The following is a 16343-nucleotide window of genomic DNA, read 5'->3' as shown; positions in this document are numbered from 1 at the left end:
AACTCCGTAAGTAAGGTGCCCGCTTTTAGTGAATCTAGCTGTTCTTTCTAGATCTAGCTTAAAGCAGGATGAAGCTACCCGCTAAACATGCACTCATTAGGTTTGCTAGCGTACCAGCAGCGACCGCTTTCAAACCTAGGTTAGCAACTTCAGCACGACGCTCTGGCGCCATCACACCGATAGAACCCAGTTGAATTGCGATAGAGCCGATGTTAGCGAAGCCACATAGAGCAAACGTCACAATCACTTGGCTGTGTTCAGATAGCAGCGCTTTGTTCTCAACGAAGTCGATGAAAGCAACAAACTCGTTCATTACGATCTTCTGACCGATGTAAGAACCCGCCATCAATACTTCATCACTTGGGATACCAATCAGCCACGCTAGTGGTGAGAACAGGTAACCGAAGATAGCTTGCAGCGTAATACCCGCAAAACCGAACGTCTCACCGAGGCTTTCTAGGCCCGTGTTCACCATCGCAATCACACTCACGAATGCAATCAACATAGTACCGACAGCCACTGCGACTTTCATACCGTTCATCGCGCCGCTTGCCAATGCATCGATCACGTTGCTTTGGTCAGCTTTATCTAGTTCGATATGGTCGTAGTCACTTGGTGTGCTGCGCTCAGGAACGATGATCTTCGCCATTAACAGGCTACCTGGAGCAGCCATGAAGCTTGCGGCAATCAGGTATTTAAGTTCAACACCTAAACCAGCATAACCACCAAGCACACTACCGGCTACCGACGCCATACCGCCCGCCATTACAGCAAACAGTTCAGAACGAGTCATAGACTTTAAAAAAGGACGAATAAGAAGAGGAGACTCACCCTGAGAAAGGAAGATATTACCTGTCGCAACAAGAGATTCAGCTTTACTTGTACCCAGCAGTTTTTGCACCGCTCCGCCCAAGATTTGAATCACTTTCTGCATGATACCTAAGTAATAAAGCGCAGAGATCAAAGCACTGAAGAAGATGATAATTGGAAGTACGCGAACCGCGAAAATGAAGCCTTCAGTAGCAAGGTCACCGAAAAGGAAAGCAATACCAGCGTCTGCAAAACCAAGCAGGCTAGAAACACCATTACTTAGGCTTGTTAACGCCAACTGTCCCCATGGGAAATACAATACTAGAGCAGCAAAGCCAATCTGAAGTAATAGAGCACGAGAGACCGTTTTCCAGTTAATCGAAGAACGGCTTTCAGATAGCAGGTACGCGCAAGCAATCAGTGCAATAACACCGACAAAACCAAATAGAATATTCATAATGTGTCCTAGTAATCCTTATAGAGTGAACATGAGCCAAGCAAATGACATCAAAGGAACAGGACAAAGAACCGCAAGCAAAACGCTACGCGATGAAGGAGCTAACAGAGTTAGCGACTGTAACAACGAGTTGTTCATGTAAAAATCACCTTATACAAGCAGTGGAACGTAGCTGGTCCGGTCCGTGGGGTCATTCACATATCCATGTGACGGCTTGTATTGGCTAAGCACCGGCTTAAAACCGGAAGAGAAGTATAAACAGTTAAGTGAGACTTTCATCACATTTTTTAACGCAAACGATCGCGCGGTCAAGGATTAAACAAAACGTATTGTTTGTCGTCGTTTTCGTGCTTCAAAAACTGTAAACAATCTGTATAAGGTTGAATTTCGAATGTTAAGTCCTTAAGCGCATGAGCGTAACCTCTCGGTTAATTCTGTGTGATTATTAGCAGTTTTCTGTGCTCTACCTCATTTCCCACGACTTCTAGATTCATCTTAACTTTAGATGCGTATATACTTTGTAGGTATCTCACCAAATAATATCTACAAAATACTAATAGAGCTGATTAGATATAACGGCCATTGAGACTAAGAGAGGAAACACGTGAAGAAAATGGAAGCTCCGCACGACATGAACAATGGAGCTAGATTCAAAACAAATAGACACGGCTATGTGACAGTAGTTGAATATTATAATACCTACACTGTTATTGTCGCGTTTGAAAACACCGGAAATATCCGCGCTATCAGTGCGGCGAAATTACGTACAGGTCAGCTAACCGATCGTTCTGTTGCACCTGAGTCAATTATGATTGGTGAAAAGGTTGAATCTGTTAAACACGGAATATTAACCATTACTCAAGTTGAATCTGAAAATATTGTTGTACTGACCAATGCTAATAATGAAGAAATTAGAATGCTATTGCCTGCAGTACAAAAAATGAAAGATAAAACTGAAGACGTCGACAGTGAAAATATTGCCGCGCCAAAACCGACCTCGCTTAGTCAGTTAACGAAAAGAAATAAAAAGACCAAAGACGTTAATAGCATGCTTAAGAAAATGCTTACTGACTACGGTCGATACGACTAATTACTCATTATCTGCAATAAAGCCTCTAAATATTTATACCCTAGCGTCAAAATTAATTAAGCCTTCCTTTCTCAATAAAATACGTTGCATATTCGAGTGAAAAGTTAAATTTGATCAAAGTCTCACTCTGGATCTTTACTGCAAATTAACGAGATCTCCGTCACAATCTCATTTTAGCTTTGTGATGGAGATCTTATTGAAATCTGAATATTTCCATTACTATGCTCTCACACAATAAGAGAACGAAGTTTCTCAACCCCTAAAATCCAATTGAGACAAATATTATGAAAAAGATTCTTGTAGTTTGCGGTAACGGCCTAGGTACTTCTCTAATGATGGAAATGGCAGTGAAAGAAGTCGCGAAGAAAATTGGTTTTGAAGCAGAAGTTGATCACGAAGATCTATCATCTGCTGCATCAAGCAATGCCGACATTTGGGTAGCAGCAACAGATGTTGCAAACCAACTAAAAGACGCTGGTAAAGAGAACATCATCAGCCTTAAAAATATTTTTGACAAAGCATCAATCGAAGAACAACTAAAAACTTTCATGTAAGGTCAAAATTATGCAAAACTTTTTCGAGTTCATGCTCGGCTTATTAAAAGAGCCAGCGATCATGGTAGGTTTAATTGCTTTCATTGGCCTAGTTGCTCAGAAAGCCGATATTTCTACCATTCTTAAAGGCACCATTAAAACCGTGATGGGTTTCCTAATTTTAGGTTTTGGTGCAGGCGCTCTTGTTGGCGCGCTAAATAACTTCTCAGTTGTATTTACTGAAGCATTCGGCGTAAGTGGTGTTATTCCAAATAACGAAGCAATTGTGGCACTAGCACAAGAAGCATTCGGCTATGAAATGGCACTTATTATGTTCTTCGCATTCGTTGTGAATATTTTATTGGCTCGTTTAACACCTTTAAAATATATTTTCTTAACGGGTCACCACACAATGTTCATGTCTATGCTGGTAGCAGTAATCCTGTCTACAGCGAACATTCAAGGCACGGCTCTAGTTGCGATTGGCTCGATCATTGTGGGTTCATTGATGGTTATCATGCCTGCACTTGCTCAAAAATACACAGAGAAAGTGATGGGTACCGATCAACTGGCGATGGGTCACTTCTCAACATTCTCATACTTAGTATCTGGTTACATTGGTAGCAAGTTCGGTGACACGTCTAAATCAACAGAAGACATCAACGTACCAAAGAGCCTAATGTTCCTACGTGATACACCTGTAGCAGTAGCAACAACAATGGCAATCTTCTTCATGTTTGCTTCTATTGTTGCTGGCGGTGACTTTGTTGAAACCGTTTCAAATGGTCAAAACTGGGTAGTGTTCACCTTCATGCAGTCTCTTGTGTTTGCCGGCGGTGTTTACATCGTACTGCAAGGTGTGAAAATGCTGATTGCTGAAATCGTTCCTGCATTTAAAGGGATCTCTGACAAGCTAGTACCGGGCGCGAAACCTGCTCTAGACTGCCCAATGGTATTCCCTGTAGCGCCAAATGCGGTACTTATCGGTTTCCTTTGTTCTTTCGCTGCTGGTCTACTAGCAATGGCAGTTCAAGGTGCTCTTGGCTGGACAATCATTGTAGCAGGCGTTGTTCCTCACTTCTTCGTAGGTGGTGCAGCGGGCGTTTACGGTAACGCAACTGGCGGTCTACGTGGTGCGGTTCTAGGTTCATTCACGCAAGGCCTATGTATCTCTTTCCTACCAATGCTACTACTTCCAGTTCTAGGTGGCCTTGGTCTTGAAGCAACAACATTTGCTGACTTCGACTTCGGTGTAGTTGGTCTGATTCTAGGGTGGATTGTTTCATGAGCCTATTCGATTTAATTGGTAACCAAGGCGTTATCATCAACTCTGAAGAGAACCTAACGGTTGATGCTGCGATTGATGTGACATGTTCAACACTACTAGCGAGCAACAAAATTGAAGCAAGCTATGTTGAAGCTATCAAGCAGAAGCACAAGGACATCGGCGCGTACTATGTTCTAGCACCAAAGATTGCTATGCCTCATGCTCGTCCTGAAGATGGTGTGAACGAAGCATCACTGCAGGTGACTGTATTCAAGAAGGGTGTTGACTTAGAGTCAGAAGACAACGGTGACGTTTATCTTTCAATTACTCTGGCGGCGATGGACTCAGATAGCCACATCCATACGATTATGGCGCTATCAGAGTTGTTCCAAAATGATGATGACATTGATGCCATTATCGCAGCGGAAACTGAGCAAGCGATCATCGAGATCTTAAAGCGCTACTAGCTTCTATTTTTAGGTCTTAACCTTCAGTTCTTACTGATGTTTATCTCCTGAAAGCCCCCATTAAAAAAGCGATAGCCTCGGCTATCGCTTTTCTGTTTCTGATGATGAGTCATTTGTTATCGAGCGTGATTTAGGGAATCACATCTAAAAGACTCACTGGTACTAAAACGCGTACATTCTTTTATCTGTCGATAACTCAAAGCAGTATTGCGCATGTTTTTTAAGACACTCAAACACTTCTCTATCCAGCTTAAAGTTATCAACGTGGTCAGTCAGAATAGCCATCGTCTGCTCTAACGTCATACCTGCACGATAGGGGCGAGACTGAGTCAACGCTTGGAATACATCGACCACCGCAACGATTCGACTCGGTTGATCCAACTCTTCTGCCGTTTTACCCATTGGATAGCCGGAACCGTCTAATCTTTCATGGTGATTAGATGCCCACTGGCAAACCTGAGGAGAACTGAATAGCTCCTGCAGAGCGAATCGAGTGTCCGTTGCATGGCGTTTAATACAACAATACTCTTCTTCAGTAAGTAAATCCGGCTTATGCAGAATATCGTTAGGGGTTTGCAGTTTACCGATATCATGAACCAAGCCCGCTAAATAGAGTTTACGCTGAGTGGTGTACGAATAACCCATCTGCTTGGCAAGGTATTCAGAGAGCTGCCCGACCTTCAACGAGTGCTTAAAGGTGAACGAACTCTTGGTATCAACAACATTGGCAATAAATTCAGCGAAGGCGACCGTCTCATCCAACGACATTTGCTGGGAGAAGAATGGCACAGGTTCAAAGTTATCCCTCATATTTTCAATGTAAGGGATCTCCATCGAGAACCAGAAATCATCCAAATCGACCAATTCACACATGTGTTGCACAAGGTTGGATTCGAACATCTCATCTGCTTGTTCAGTCAAGCGTTCAATGATGCTCGCTTTGCCATCGGGTGTGAGGTTTCCATAACGATCTGAAGAAGTGATGCCATACAAGTAGTCAACCCTATCGGCCAACATCACGATGGCTGCTAACTCTTTTTCTAACTCGCTAATATGAATAGCCTTTAACTCAACCCAAGGGGTGTGATGATAAAGCACTGGCTTAGCGAATATAGAAAGAACCGGGCACTCTTTTAGAATTTGATAGCCCTTTTGACAATGGTGGTAACTTGAGTCAGGAATGAACCCTGAAACCAAACTACGCTGCTCATCAATTTGCGAGACACCGCAGTCGTGAATTAACCCCAATGAGAACGCAAGTTGCGCTTTTTCTTCTTCCCATCCCACACTAAGAGCACATCGATACGCGATGTAACCCACCCTCTGTCCATGATTTTTGCTTTCGAAACCGACGTTATCAAGCGCCTTAGCAATACCAAATAGAGCCTTCCTTAGGTCTACGGTCACGTCCTGGCAATGTTGATTCATTAATTAAGCCTAGATTTTTTATAGTTTTTATATATTTAGGCCGCCAATACTAATGCATACTTAATGATTATATACACAACTATTGTAAGGTTTAATGAGTTTCGTGATAGATCTAACGTATCACGAAAATTCCGTGCTACAAATGGTTGCATATTAAAAATCATGCGACATTATATCCTGCCGACTAAGATTCACTAAAATCAGCAGCCATAAGAAAAGGAAAGACATGTTTAAAACAGTTATTGATAACGAACTATCCATTGCATTGGTTGAAGAGAGTTTCGCTGCTCATTACGCAGAGATCTCACAAAGCCAGAATGAATACCTAAGCCAATGGCTTGTGTGGCCACCGCATTGCAAAACCGAGCAGGATTTTAGGATCTTCATCCAACGCTCGCTGCACGATTACGCAGAAGGCCAAAGCATGACCTGTGCGATTGTGTATAAAGATAATATCGTCGGTAACTGTAGCTTCAACACCATTGACCACAATAAGCAAAAAGTCACGATAGGCTATTGGCTATCTGAAACGTATCAAGGAAAGGGGATTGTTACCCGCGTGGTCGCGAAGCTGATTGATATTGCTTTCAATGAGTTAGATATGGAAAAGGTCGAGATATCAGCCGCAACGGGCAACCAAAGCAGTCGCAAGGTTTGTGAGCGCTTACATTTCACCTTAGAAGGCATCATCACGCGTAATGAGAACTTAAATGGTCGCATCGTTGACCATGCTATTTACGGGCTTCACCGCTCTAAGAAGTAACTAGCTTGTGAATCGGAATATGAAAAAGCCACGGTATTCGACCGTGGCTTTGTTATTTTACGAACTTAGAACTGAGAATCTAAAACCTAGGATCTGGAACCTAGAGCGTAGACAACTCTCAAAGCGTTCAGTTATACGGTCTTAGGAATTACGATACTGAACTTTGCTCCACCATGGTTACTGTCGTCAATTTTAATGTCCCAAGAGAGCTTTTTAGCGGCTGACAAAGCAATCGCAAGACCTAACCCCAATCCACCCGTTGCCGATGTTCGACTTGAATCTAAACGAGAAAACGGAAGAAACACTTCATCACGTCGCTCTTCTGGGATCCCAGAACCATTGTCTTCAATCACCACCAGCCAGTTTTCTGAGTTCTCATCCAGTGTCATCCACACTTTGTCTTGGGTGTAGTTACCTGCGTTCTTAAGAATGTTATCAAACACCAAACGCGCCATTGAACAGTCACATTTTATCGTGCTTTCTTGCTGAACTTTAGAATCGAAGGTCACGTTATCCAACTGCGAATAGCGAATCCTATCTAGACAGTACTCAAGCAGGCTAGCTCTCACTTTTACCAGTTCAAAGAAGGAGTTATCCATAACATTCAGTTTTGACAGCATGATAATTTCGGAAGTGAGGTCGTTGATATCCTCAATGTAAGTGTCAATATCGTCAAAAAGCGCTTGATGGTGTTCTGGTGCTCCCCTTCTTAAAATATCAGTCGCCAACTGAATACGACTCAACGGCGTACGCACTTCATGAGGGATAGCTTGAGCGAAGATATGACTCTGTTTCACCTTACTCTCGATCTCTTCAGCCATGAAGTTAAAACTGCTCGCCAAATCAGATACAGGGTGAATCTCGTCCAACTCAGAACGGGTACTGAGCTTGCCCTTGCCGAACTGTTTTTGCTTCTCGACTAACAGCTCTATTCTTTCTTGAAAACGTCTCACAGGTAAGTAAACACTTGCTCCAATCGCCACAATGACAGCCAATAACAACCCTATTAGGAAGTGTCTTTCTGAATCCTCATACCATTCAATCTCGGGAGAGAAGAAATCCCCTACCTCACTGAATGCAAAGCTAAATCGAGAATTAGGCAACTGAAAAACTGCCGAATAAAGATTGTTGTCACTCAGATAAATCGGCACTCCATTCAAGGTGGTGTATAACTCACATCGTTGGCAAGGCGCTTCGCCCGACCAATTCTCCAACAGGCGTAAATTGAAGATATAAAATTGTTGGTAGCCTGTTCTATCGAGTTCTTTATAAAGTGAGTTTTCTTGGTTGTGTTGGCGAGTGTACTGCTCAGCAAAGTAGATACCGTCGTTGAGGAAGGTTTCAATCTCGGTTCTTCGCATGTGCCCTTCACCAAGATTCAAAAACAAGAATATCGTTGCCGACATTCCCGTCACAATTCCCAGGTACAAACGAGCAAACATCGAAACCGAGCGCAGTTTCGCAGTAATAAACTTACGCAACCAGCATGTACCCCTTGTTGCGAACCGTGCGGATCAGCTGTTTATCTTTTGCGTGAATACGCAGCTTGCGGCGTAAACCAGAAACACGCATATCAATTGAGCGATCGTTAAACGCGTAATCGATCCCTCTGAATAGCTGACAGCACTGATCTCGCGTCACAACCTGACAGATGTTGTTCACAAGAAGGTTTAAGATTTCAAACTCAGCCGAGGTAAGCTTGAGGTTCTGCCCATACAAGGTGGCACTTTGAGCCGCACTGTTGATGACAATATCGCACTGCTTTTCTGTCGTGGCTTCTTGCTCTTTTGCAGCAGGTGCAGCTCGACGTAATAACGCTTCAATTCGAGCTAATAAGGCGTGGCCACGAATCGGTTTGGCAACATAATCATCCGCACCAAACTTAAATAAGCTGACCTCACTCATTTCATCGGCAGAAGCTGTGAGCACTAAGATCATGCCATTGTAAAACTCACGAGCCTGCCGGCAGATCTGTGCGCCGCTCATGCCTGGAAGCATCAAGTCCAACAGCACTAAATCAGGTTCAATACTTCGGATCGCTTCAAGTGCCAAATTCCCTTCATGAACAACGCTAACACTGTAGCCTTCAGCTTCGAGGTAAAGCGTAGTTAAACGAGCTATCTCTTGGTCATCTTCAACAATGAGCACTTTGGTTTTTGACATTCCTATCACCAGTATTTATTAAAAGCGAGGGCAGTATATATACTGGTCATATATCATCAATGTTGTTATTAGAGCCTTAACTTTACCGTACGCAAAACATAGTAATCACTTTTGTACATGCACGTTTACAAAATACGGAATTCAGCAACCACTGAGCCTTTCTTTACAAAGGCTGTAGCAAGCTGAGGGAAAGATTGACGTGTTTTGTCCGCTTATCGCTCGCTTACATTTGCTTTATTTTCTTACGCGCACTTACATTTAAGGCATTTACAAATTCCGATCAAATCAACCATCCGCACACTCAGCTCATATCAGTGAATAACACTATAAAGCAACAACCAAGCAGTCTAATAAACCAATAGCTCGAGTATTAAATCAAAAGAAATCGATTACTTATTTAGTGAGCCAGTATTTTCCATTATTGAGCACACCACAGATCCTGTTAAGCGGTAAGTTCCTAAAGTAACATTCACCCGGCCAATGAATTAACTCGTTATTAGACAACCACCACTTGGACACAGGGCCCTCTTTAAGATGAATAAATCGCTTTCACTGTTACTTACAACCACTGCTTTAGTTTCAACACCGCTTATTGCTGACACCAATAAACATGACACAGTGAACAAGATTCAAGAACAAGTCAGAGCTTGGATAGACATTCAGGTGACGCCACAAAACAGCATTATTCAGAAGATGGTTTTTAACTGTGAATTCTACAGCGCCACGCCTTCAATCAAGTCGCCAGACGGCAGTGAGAGTAGCAGTGGCTCATACCTCTTTTACTCACACAACGGTGTATTGGGCACGGTGACAGAACCTTACACAACCCAACCATTGCCAGAGTTAGCCATGTGTCTTAAAGAAAACTTCGTGGTCACTAACCAAGATGAGGCTCAATTGTTGTTCGAAGCCATCGAAACGGTCTATCCAAATTATTCGATGTTCGATAAGGACTTCCCTAAAGAGATCACAAAGCAACCAAATGGATGGCAGTTGATTGATGGTGAGATATTTGATGATAAGAAAGGCTATGTCATCGAGACCACGCCGCAAGGTAAAGTGACGAAAATTATCCGCTCACTGAACCTGTAAAAGTTGAAATTAAAGATAAAGACAAACAGCCTACTAACAACATGAATTCAGTAGGCTTCGTTCGACCCAAATATCCGTGTGCCGAGTTCAATATGATGACAAGTTATCAGCCCTTCGAGTATCTCCAGTGTCCTATTTGGATATATGACATTGATAATAAGAGAATAACTTGGGCAAACAGCAGTGCTCTACCTCTCTGGGAGTCTGAATCTCTGTTTGAGCTGACGTCACGTGATTTTAGTGTCGAGATGTCCAAGGCGATAGAAGCAACACTTGAAGAGTACCAAAGGCAGTTTCTCCGAAATCAAAGCATCAAAACTTGGTGGAACTTCACGCCTAAATACATAGCTAAACGAGCATTGTGTTTGTTCTCTGGGATCCCACTGCCAGACGAACGAACCGGCATGTTGGTACAAGTCGTCGCGGAAGAAGGTAGCCTAAAGCACGACCTCGCTTGTTCAGACGGTTCGAACCTCTCCCTTCTATTTGATAGATCGGGAGCGGTAGTAAGTGCTAACTCAGCGTTTTTCCAGAACTATGGTGCACCGTTTTCCACCCTCTCCGACTTTGTTTCAAGTGAAGAAATTGCAGCCCACTGGTTGTTCTCGGCGCGTAAAGGACGAGAGATTTTAGAAGAAGTCAGTTGCCATATTGGAGATAAAGCCCACCACTTTGATGTGCAGGGAAAATGGCTATTTGATAAGAGTGAACTGCTGTTAAACCTGACTTGTACCACCAAACAGAAAGAGAAGCTGATCAAGGCCAGATACAATGCAGAGCACGACTGTTTAACCGAACTATACAATCGCCGTGGAATCACTAACCTCTTAGAAACCAGTATTGCCTATCGCTCTCCCTTTGAGTTGATGTTCGTTGACCTTGATGGCTTCAAACTGGTTAATGACACCTACGGCCACAGTGTCGGTGACCAACTACTTAAACAAGTGGGTGAACGTCTGAAGCAGCTCGTTGACGAGACCTGCATGATTGGGCGATTCGGTGGTGATGAGTTCATTGTGATCGCCCACACCTGCCGAAATCAAAACATCCCACTGCTTTGCTCCCGAATTATTGATGCCTTGAACCGAAGCTTTCATATAAGCGGCATTGGCACGCTCTCTGTCGGTTGCAGTATTGGTACTGCGCATTTCCCCGATAACGCCGTGGATCAAGAATCATTGCTCAAACAAGCGGGAATGGCGATGCACATTGCTAAAGCCAATGGTCGAAACCGATTCCAAACCTTCACGCCTGACTTAGCACAAACGCTTCACCGAAAAGTAGAAATCCGCCATCGATTGACGCAAGCTCTAGAGAACGAAGATCTCGATCTGCATTATCAGCCGATCATGAATACCAACAGTGACAAAGTTAAGGGCTTTGAAGCGCTACTTCGATGGTCAGACAAAGAACTCGGTAACATTGGCCCTGATGAATTCATCACCTTGGCGGAAGAAACTGGGCAGATAGTGCCACTCGGAAAATGGGTGCTCAATTCAGCACTTAAACAGCTATCAATATGGCATCGAGAATTTGATAGCGAGCTGATGATGAGCATCAACATCTCGAGCATTCAAATGCACGCAACCTTTGCTGAGCAGCTGTCTGCGATGCTTAACTTCTACAATATCCAACCGCAAAACATTGCACTTGAAATCACTGAGTCTTCGATGATTTTCAAACACGGTGAAGTAAGACAAGCATTAAGCGACATATCTAAATTAGGCGTTGAACTCCACCTTGATGATTTCGGTACTGGTTACTCTTCCCTCTCTATGCTGCACGACTTACCAATTAGTACCGTAAAGCTCGATAAAAGCTTTGTTCACGGCTCACACAAAGGAAGCAAAGCGATTGTCCAAGCGACCCACGCAATTTGCGACAAGTTGGGGCTCAAAGTGGTGGCTGAAGGCGTCGAGACCGAAACACAAAAAGACTTCTTAATCGCCTGTGGATATCGATACCTTCAAGGGTATTTGTTTAGCAAGCCAATCCCGTCAAACGAAGTCGAAAGCCAATTTTTATTCGTTCGATAGTCGGTTAATAAAGTTATTTTTATCAACAAGTTAGAACTTTGAATGATTAATAAACAAGGTAACAGCAACAATGTGAACGCTTACGTAGGCTTACATTACGCAAAACAACAAAGATATACACATAACTCTTTGTTAATTAATGATTTAAACATGATTTCGAATTAAACCATCAGCTTGTACTTACACCTACTCCCTGTAATGGTTTTAGCATTTAGATTACCCTCAAACCGTCACTTAATCAGATTCATTCATTGGTAAATATGAGCAGACAAAACGGCTTCACTCTCTTAGAACTTATCGTCGCTGTACTGATCTTAGCGGTGGTTTCTGCCACGGCCATGGTCAAATTCTTAGATATTCAGGGCAGTGCTCGCGCGAGCAAAATACACGATGTGGCTGGCAACCTTCGCACGGGTATCGACATGATCTATGCGAAGTCTGCGATTGCTGGTGTGGAGGGAGAATGTGACTACGTTGAAAAGACCGAGATCGAAACCTACTACGTCTGTCATGGTTACCCAATCGCTTATGTCGATTCCTTAAGGCGCCTGCTGAATATTGACCAAGCTGAACTCTACGTAAACAACAAAGAAGTCGAGGAAGGCAGCAATGCAGAAAGAGTCGCTGCTATCTCTTTTGATACGGAGAGTTACACCTATTCACCTGTCGGCGATTTTTGCCAGGTACTCTATCAACCGGAAAAAGAACCGCAAATCGTCGTTCTTGACGGTGCATGTTAAACGACATCTACCGCTCATTACCTAACCATAAAACCTTACCTTGATCTCCATATTTAGGTGAGTTTTATTCCCTTAATGTCAGTTCTTTTTCAGCTCATTCTTGACTGTGCCGCGACTCATATTTGAGCCTCATTATTGCGTAGACTTTTTCCATCCTGAAAAATGAGAAAGAGAATCATGAAAAAGAAAACCTTCGTTTTACCAGCCATCGTTATCGCAACGGTATGTATCCCATTGTCTGCATTCGCAAAAGACCGCGATAACTCTATCGAAGCTGGTGTCACTTTCATCGGCAATCAAGAACTGGCGACCTTCGGCTACAGTAAAGAACTGTCGAACAATATCGTTGTCGGTGGTGGTTTCTCATTGGGTACAGAAGCGGTAGATCTAAGTGAACCAAACTCACAAGATGCATGGGGCCTGTACTCCAACATCGGTTATAAGTTTGAAATCGCCGAGGTCGATATCATTCCTAAGATTGGTATCAACTATCTAAATGCAGATGTGGAGTTTGACGATGCTTCACTTAACGGCCTCAATATCGATAACGTCTATGGTTCAATAGGTACAACGGTGAACTGGCGCATGATAGGCCTAACGGTGGATTACGGTAAGATCAATGATTCAGCAATGGTGCCAGATAGCCCAACTAGCACAAAACCATTTGAAGAAGACGTAGTGCGCGTTACCGCAAGCTTCAACTTCTAGCCTCTTTGGCGTTTAGTCTTTAGCCTTCCGTTCCTTGTCAAAAAAGCGGTAGAAAGAAAAGCTGCCAAAGGAACGTTTAAAACAAAAGGCGTCACAAGAAAGTCTTCAAAAGAAAGCTGCCGAAAGCTCCTATTAGCCCGTCTAATTAGGGGCTTTTTTCAACCCTGTATATAAAGCAAAACCGATTTACTTAGAACTATGTTTGATGGTGCGTATTAATTAATCAAAAGCCACTTTTGCTTCTGGTTATAACTCACTCAAAAAGAATGTTTATTGAAGAAAATCGTTAATATAGTAAGGCTTCTCCAGTGACACAGGCATTATAAAAACCTTACTCATATCAAATTGAAATATCTCTCAACAAAATAGAGCACAAACACTAACCAAAAACAGCTTAATCATGGAATCAACATCACAGTTCAATCGTCCTAACGCTTTGAGTTGCACCCTTCTTAGTTAAAATTAAAAATCAAGATTTTAATAACATTACATTAATTGATAAAGCCTATTCATAAAACCCCGACAAAACCACTACTGATATTAGTATCAATTAATAATTTCATTAAATAAAGAAATATAACGCCTCAATTAAATGATATTAATATTACCTATTTCACTGTAATTAAATTTTATCCTGAAAAAACCTGATAAATCAGCCTCATCAATAACCACCACAAATACCACGCGCAACTACATTAGCAATCACTAAAGCTATGGTTAAAACTGCTGATATAGAGGCTTACAAATGGATAAATACCAAAACAAATGGATAAATCCCCCTTGTCTCTTGTAAAACATCGGCTTTCATTTATAAATTCAAGTTTTGGGTGAACATCTCTATAACCTTTCATTACAGCCCAGATTCTGCGATTAGTATCAACATCTTAAGAGGAAATGGTGACATTTTAGTTATGTTATTTAGAACGGACTCTTGGGTTGAATGACAATCCCAGCCATCACATATCAATCACACAAATATAATAACTATCGCTTAGGAGTTGAGCTATGCACTGTTCTTTCAATATAAATAACAATAATGAGAGCTTGCAACTAATCTATAATGAAGAAAAAATATATATCAAAAGAGACAGTAATAAGATATCAGAGGAAACTCTTAATAGTAAAGAGAGTTTTGTCTTCAAATATTTAATTGAGAATGCTTCAATTTCTAACCCTCAATCCGCTAGAGATGTTGAAGAGTCTTTTAAATCGCATTTTGATGAAGAGTTCAGTTTGTACGCATTAAAGAATATTATCGCGTCTATAAGAAAGAAATATCGAAACTTGTGTGAAGAAGCCGAGGTTGATAATAATAGTGAACTCATTTCTAACCTTTATAAGGTTGGCTATTTTATTGATCTCGATAAGAGCTCAGAAAACCGCATAGCGCCCAAAGACAACATCAACCAGTTCAAACCCAGTCAGGTAGAGATGCTCAAGCTGATGTTCAACACCTATCACAAGGAGTTGATCAGGGCTTTGATAACCGTCTTCACTGCGACGTCATTCTTCTTGTTCGTTGTCTACTTTTTCCAAATCCTTTATACAACGAAAATTGCAGACGAATACAGTCGGAACACCAAACATATTGCAGAAGAGGTAATGGATTACGGCTGTGATAGCCCTGGGGCTGTGCATTCATTAAGGCATTCACTCAACCTCGACTCGGTCGTCATGACCACCCCTCATGGCTCGTGTTATATATCCAAAAGTCGCTCACAGTATGTGGAACTCGATAAGATTGATGACTTCTACGACAGTGGCGACTTCACTTATTCGCGTTTCAGTGACCCTGAAAATGATATCGATCTGACGGTTCGTATTTCCAAAGGTTCCATCGAGGCACGTTACAGAAACTCACTGTTGCCTCTGCTGGTTGATTCGGTCTCTATACAAAAGAATGGCTATTACATTCTCAACCTCGGCGATAACAGTCAGCCGATTTATACTTCTGAGCTACCGAGCGGTGCCTCAATCACTTTCTACAGTGACGATATCGTTGCACTGTGGGTTTCACTCTCACTGCTGCTCGCCACCCTACTTTATCGCTCATATATTTTAGGTTTCTTTATTTACCTGTATCGCTGGAAACACATCTCGTTTGAAGAAGAGCCAATCATCAACACAGAAGACAACACCGTTTTGTACTACGAGTTGCTATCTAGGGTGCGTAATGTCGGCGTTTTGAGCTTCATCGACACCATGAGACGCACCAACCTACTGACGTTTCATACGATTTTACTTATCGAAACGGTCAGAAACGCCAAGTTAAACAATAGTCATGAGATCTACGGTGTCAACGTCTGCCCAAGTGCTTTAGTTGGGAATAACTTTTCAAAACTTAAAGTGCATTTGGATGCGATGGAAGCGAATGAATTTGTGGTTGAGATAACTGAATACTCAAACATTGGTTATGGCTGCGAGGTAATAGACAACATCAAGGCGATCAAAAAGCTGGGGATCACCATTGCATTGGATGACTTTGGTACAGGCAATAACAATATCGAGATCATCGGTATTATCTCGCCAACCTATCTGAAGCTGGATCGTTGTTTTGTTAAAGACATCGAATCAGGAGAGCACCATCAAGGCGTGCTGCTTAACATCTCAGAGATCGGACGCTTATCCAACATCACGATGATTTACGAGGGTGTCGAAACGCGCAGGCAACAATATATCTTGTGTCAGTTGGGCTACAACCTGCATCAAGGTTACCTATATAGCCGACCTCAAAACACGACAAACTAGCGCCTTTGAGTGCTTAATCCTAGCAAAGCACCTGTGAACGC

The 16343-nt window shown here is 42.5% G+C and carries 14 protein-coding genes; 10 read left to right on the top strand and 4 right to left on the bottom strand.

Annotated elements, in window-relative coordinates; genetic code table 11:
* Window positions 1-58: 58 nt before the first annotated feature.
* Window positions 59-1267: a NupC/NupG family nucleoside CNT transporter gene (locus FLM53_RS17980; protein WP_176679993.1), complete on the bottom strand. Its 1209-nt coding sequence runs from the start codon at window positions 1265-1267 to the stop codon at window positions 59-61.
* A gap of 613 nt (window positions 1268-1880) precedes the next feature.
* Between FLM53_RS17980 and FLM53_RS17975 the strand changes: the two genes are divergently transcribed.
* The 4 genes from FLM53_RS17975 to FLM53_RS17960 all read left to right on the top strand — a co-directional run bounded on the left by FLM53_RS17975 (window position 1881) and on the right by FLM53_RS17960 (window position 4624).
* Complete coding sequence (locus tag FLM53_RS17975) at window positions 1881-2357, top strand: hypothetical protein (RefSeq protein ID WP_176680088.1); 477 nt, start codon at window positions 1881-1883, stop codon at window positions 2355-2357.
* A gap of 284 nt (window positions 2358-2641) precedes the next feature.
* Window positions 2642-2911: a PTS sugar transporter subunit IIB gene (locus tag FLM53_RS17970; protein WP_017064872.1), complete on the top strand. Its 270-nt coding sequence runs from the start codon at window positions 2642-2644 to the stop codon at window positions 2909-2911.
* Between the two features lie 10 nt (window positions 2912-2921).
* Window positions 2922-4178, top strand: coding sequence for a PTS ascorbate transporter subunit IIC (locus FLM53_RS17965; RefSeq protein WP_017630886.1), 1257 nt, complete (start codon window positions 2922-2924; stop codon window positions 4176-4178).
* Entirely contained in the window at window positions 4175-4624 is a 450-nt protein-coding gene (locus FLM53_RS17960) for a PTS sugar transporter subunit IIA (protein ID WP_017070990.1), read from the top strand. Before FLM53_RS17965 ends, FLM53_RS17960 begins: the two co-directional genes overlap by 4 nt.
* Before the next feature lie 162 nt (window positions 4625-4786).
* Here FLM53_RS17960 and FLM53_RS17955 read toward each other — a convergent pair whose 3' ends face one another.
* On the bottom strand, window positions 4787-6052 hold the full coding sequence (locus FLM53_RS17955; RefSeq protein WP_176679994.1) for an HD-GYP domain-containing protein: 1266 nt from the start codon (window positions 6050-6052) through the stop codon (window positions 4787-4789).
* A 226-nt stretch (window positions 6053-6278) separates the two neighbouring features.
* Here FLM53_RS17955 and FLM53_RS17950 point away from each other — a divergent pair, with 226 nt between their 5' ends.
* Window positions 6279-6815 carry a GNAT family N-acetyltransferase gene (locus tag FLM53_RS17950; RefSeq protein ID WP_176679995.1) on the top strand — a complete coding sequence of 179 codons (537 nt, stop codon included), beginning with the start codon at window positions 6279-6281 and terminating at the stop codon, window positions 6813-6815.
* A 131-nt stretch (window positions 6816-6946) separates the two neighbouring features.
* Here FLM53_RS17950 and FLM53_RS17945 read toward each other — a convergent pair whose 3' ends face one another.
* Window positions 6947-8296, bottom strand: coding sequence for a HAMP domain-containing sensor histidine kinase (locus FLM53_RS17945; protein ID WP_176679996.1), 1350 nt, complete (start codon window positions 8294-8296; stop codon window positions 6947-6949).
* Entirely contained in the window at window positions 8289-8978 is a 690-nt protein-coding gene (locus tag FLM53_RS17940) for a response regulator transcription factor (RefSeq protein WP_176679997.1), read from the bottom strand. The genes FLM53_RS17945 and FLM53_RS17940 overlap by 8 nt, the downstream gene beginning before the upstream one ends.
* Window positions 8979-9512: 534 nt before the next feature.
* On the opposite strand from FLM53_RS17940, the gene FLM53_RS17935 reads away from it, so the two are divergent.
* The 5 genes from FLM53_RS17935 to FLM53_RS17915 all read left to right on the top strand — a co-directional run bounded on the left by FLM53_RS17935 (window position 9513) and on the right by FLM53_RS17915 (window position 16302).
* Complete coding sequence (locus FLM53_RS17935) at window positions 9513-10070, top strand: hypothetical protein (RefSeq protein WP_176679998.1); 558 nt, start codon at window positions 9513-9515, stop codon at window positions 10068-10070.
* Between the two features lie 41 nt (window positions 10071-10111).
* Window positions 10112-12106, top strand: a complete 1995-nt coding sequence (locus FLM53_RS17930) for a bifunctional diguanylate cyclase/phosphodiesterase (RefSeq protein ID WP_176679999.1) — start codon at window positions 10112-10114, stop codon at window positions 12104-12106.
* A gap of 260 nt (window positions 12107-12366) precedes the next feature.
* A complete protein-coding gene (locus tag FLM53_RS17925) occupies window positions 12367-12846 on the top strand; it encodes a type II secretion system protein (protein ID WP_017632631.1) in 480 nt (159 codons plus the stop codon).
* A 177-nt stretch (window positions 12847-13023) separates the two neighbouring features.
* The gene (locus FLM53_RS17920) at window positions 13024-13554 is read left to right on the top strand and encodes a hypothetical protein (protein ID WP_176680000.1); all 531 of its coding nucleotides are present in this window, start codon (window positions 13024-13026) and stop codon (window positions 13552-13554) included.
* 1005 nt (window positions 13555-14559) lie between these two features.
* Window positions 14560-16302 carry an EAL domain-containing protein gene (locus FLM53_RS17915; RefSeq protein ID WP_176680001.1) on the top strand — a complete coding sequence of 581 codons (1743 nt, stop codon included), beginning with the start codon at window positions 14560-14562 and terminating at the stop codon, window positions 16300-16302.
* Window positions 16303-16343: the final 41 nt, after the last annotated feature.

This window comes from Vibrio sp. Scap24 (assembly GCF_013394185.1).
GTDB classification, from domain to species: Bacteria; Pseudomonadota; Gammaproteobacteria; order Enterobacterales; family Vibrionaceae; genus Vibrio; species Vibrio pomeroyi.
The sequence above is the reverse complement of the archived record's forward strand: the minus strand, read 5'-3'. Positions and strand labels throughout refer to the sequence as shown.